The sequence below is a fragment of the Allobosea sp. CER48 genome (genome assembly GCF_044752385.1).
Lineage (GTDB): Bacteria > Pseudomonadota > Alphaproteobacteria > Rhizobiales > Beijerinckiaceae > Allobosea.
Genome location: NZ_JBIWYK010000421.1, coordinates 1 through 2,669, shown reverse-complemented (window position 1 = coordinate 2,669; position 2,669 = coordinate 1). Strand labels below are relative to the sequence as shown.

Sequence of the window (2,669 nt, the reverse complement as noted above, 5' to 3'; positions counted from 1 at the left end):
ACCGGTAATCGCTCAAAGCGCCCGCGATATCGCTGCGGAGGCGGAACAGATCGCTCTGTTCCTGGACTTCGACGGAACGCTCGTCGAGATCGCCCCCTCGCCCGAAGACGTCCAGCTTGACCGGCGGGTCGCACCCGCGCTGGAAAGCCTGCGCACTCAGCTCGGGGGCGCCCTGGCCCTGGTCTCGGGACGCCCGATCGCCTTTCTGGACGAGATGCTTGCGCCCCACCGCTTCGACATCGCCGGGCTGCACGGCGCGCAAATCCGCATCGGCGGCGATCTTCGCGCTCAATCCGATGCGCCGGAGAACATGCGCGAGGCCGTGCGCGACCTCGTCCGCTTCGCCAACGGCCATGTCGGCATCATCGTCGAGGACAAGCGCATCTCGGTCGCGCTGCACTGGCGGCTCGCGCCGGCATTGAAGGACGAGGCACTCGACCTGATGCGCAAGGCCGCCGCCAGGCTCGGGCCGGGCGTGCGGCTGCAGGAGGGCAAGTCCGTCGCCGAAATCGTGCCCGCCGGAGCGAGCAAGGGCAACGCCATCGCCTGGCTGATGGCGACGCCGGTCTATGCCGGCCGCCGGCCCGTCTTCATCGGAGACGACATCACCGACGAGGACGGATTCGAGGCCGTCAACGCGATGGGCGGCCTCTCGATCCGCATCGGCGCGGATCGAGACAGCCTCGCGGCGATCCGGCTCGCCTCGCCGACCGCCTTGCGGCATATCCTTGTCGAGGCGGCCGAGAATGGCGGCCTCACCGCCTCCAGCTTCTCCCAGAACTAAGGGTCTTGCCATGACCGTAACGACCACGGCCGCGGGGCAGCACTCCGCTTCGCTCGACCTCGGCGTCATCGGAAACTGCTCGATCGCCGCACTCGTCGACCGGCGCGCCCGCATCGTCTGGGGCTGCTTCCCGCGATTCGATCGCGACCCGGTATTCTGCTCCCTGATCGACAACCAGGCGGGAGCCGACAACGACGAGCCCGAGAAGGGCTACTTCGCCATCGAGCTCGTCGGCATGACCCGTTGCGAACAGGGTTATCTCGACAACACCGCGATCCTGTCCTCCGTCCTGTCGGACGACCAGGGCAACGCCATCGAGATCCTCGACTTCGCGCCGCGCTTCGTGCGCTACGAACGCTTCTTCCGCCCCCCGCAGCTGGTGCGCCGCGTGCGCCGGATATCCGGGCGGCCGCGCATCCGCGTCCTGCTCAAGCCCTGCCTGGGCATCGGCGAGGAGCCCGACGAAATCACGCGCGGCTCCAACCATATCCGGTTCGTCGGCGCCGACCAGACGATCCGGCTGACGACGAACGCCCCGATATCCTACGTCATGGAGAGCACGCCCTTCGCCGTCGACCAGGCCTATTCCTTCTTCGTCGGCTCTGACGAGGCGCTGCGCGCCGAGATCGAGACGACCTCGCGCGAATTCCTCGACAAGACCACCGATTACTGGCGCGACTGGGTGCGGTCGCTCTCGATCCCGTTCGAATATCAGCGCGAGGTGATTCGGGCCGCGATCACGCTGAAGCTCTGCTCCTTCGAGGAGACCGGCGCGATCGTCGCCGCGCTCACGACCTCGATCCCCGAAGCGCCCGGCACGCAGCGCAACTGGGACTACCGCTATTGCTGGCTGCGAGACGCCTATTTCGTCGTCCATGCGCTCAACCGCCTCGGGACGACGCGGACGATGGAGGACTATCTCGGCTTCATCACCAATATCGTCGACACCTTCTCGGAAAGCGGGGCCGAGCATCTGCCACCGCTCTACCCGATCACGCGTGGCGGATCGCTGATCGAGTTCGAGGCCAAGAACCTGGCAGGCTATCGCGGCCATCAGCCCGTGCGCTTCGGCAATGGCGCAGCCGTGCAGATCCAGAACGACGGCTACGGCGCGGTCGTGCTGGCCGCGACGCATTCCTTCTTCGATCGCCGCCTGATCCAGCCGGGCAAGGACACCCTGTTCGGCCAGCTCGAGCGCATGGGCGAACTGGCGATCGCCGTCTTCGACAAGCCTGATGCCGGTCCCTGGGAGCTGCGCGAGAAGGAAGCGGTGCACTCATTCTCCAGCGTGATGTGCTGGGCCGCCTGCGACCGGCTGGCGCGCATCGCCGGCACATTGGGGCGCGCCGACCGCAAGGAATACTGGAAGGCGGAATCAAAGCGGCTCAAGGGCATCATCGCCGAGCGCATCTGGAACGGCGAGAAAGGCCATTTCGTCTCGACCTTCGGCGGCCATGATCTCGACGCGACGCTGCTGCTGCTCGCCGAGATCGGCTTCGTCAAGCCGGACGACGCCCGCTTCATCGCCACCGTCGAAGCGATCGGCCGCGACCTCAAGCGCGGCGACCTGCTGCTGCGCTACGCGACGCAGGACGATTTCGGGTACATGCACACCGGCTTCCTGATCTGCGCCTTCTGGTACGTCGATGCGCTGAACACGATCGGGCGCAGCGAGGAGGCCAAGGAGCTGTTCGAGCGCATCCTGAAACGCCGCAACAGCTTCGGCCTGCTCTCGGAGGATGCCGACCTCAAGACCGGCGAGCTCTGGGGCAACTTCCCCCAGACCTATTCGATGGTCGGGCTGATCAACTGCGCGATGCGCCTCAGCCGGGACTGGGAGGAAGCGTTCTGAGGAGCGGGCTCACGCCCACTCCCGTCGCTCGGG

General features: G+C 66.6%; 2 protein-coding genes. Both read left to right on the top strand.

What is annotated here, in order from left to right; all coding sequences use genetic code 11:
* Nucleotides 1-7: 7 nt before the first annotated feature.
* Nucleotides 8-784 (top strand): trehalose-phosphatase, encoded by a 777-nt coding sequence (gene otsB, locus ACIPIA_RS13790; RefSeq protein WP_400510370.1) that lies wholly within the window; start codon nt 8-10, stop codon nt 782-784.
* A gap of 10 nt (nt 785-794) precedes the next feature.
* Nucleotides 795-2,636 (top strand): glycoside hydrolase family 15 protein, encoded by a 1,842-nt coding sequence (locus ACIPIA_RS13785; protein ID WP_400510369.1) that lies wholly within the window; start codon nt 795-797, stop codon nt 2,634-2,636.
* Nucleotides 2,637-2,669: the final 33 nt, after the last annotated feature.

What these genes read in the sequence shown, in the direction of transcription:
- ACIPIA_RS13785 (WP_400510369.1), top strand. Translation starts at nt 795, where the DNA reads ATGACCGTAACGACCACGGCCGCGGGGCAGCACTCCGCTTCGCTCGAC.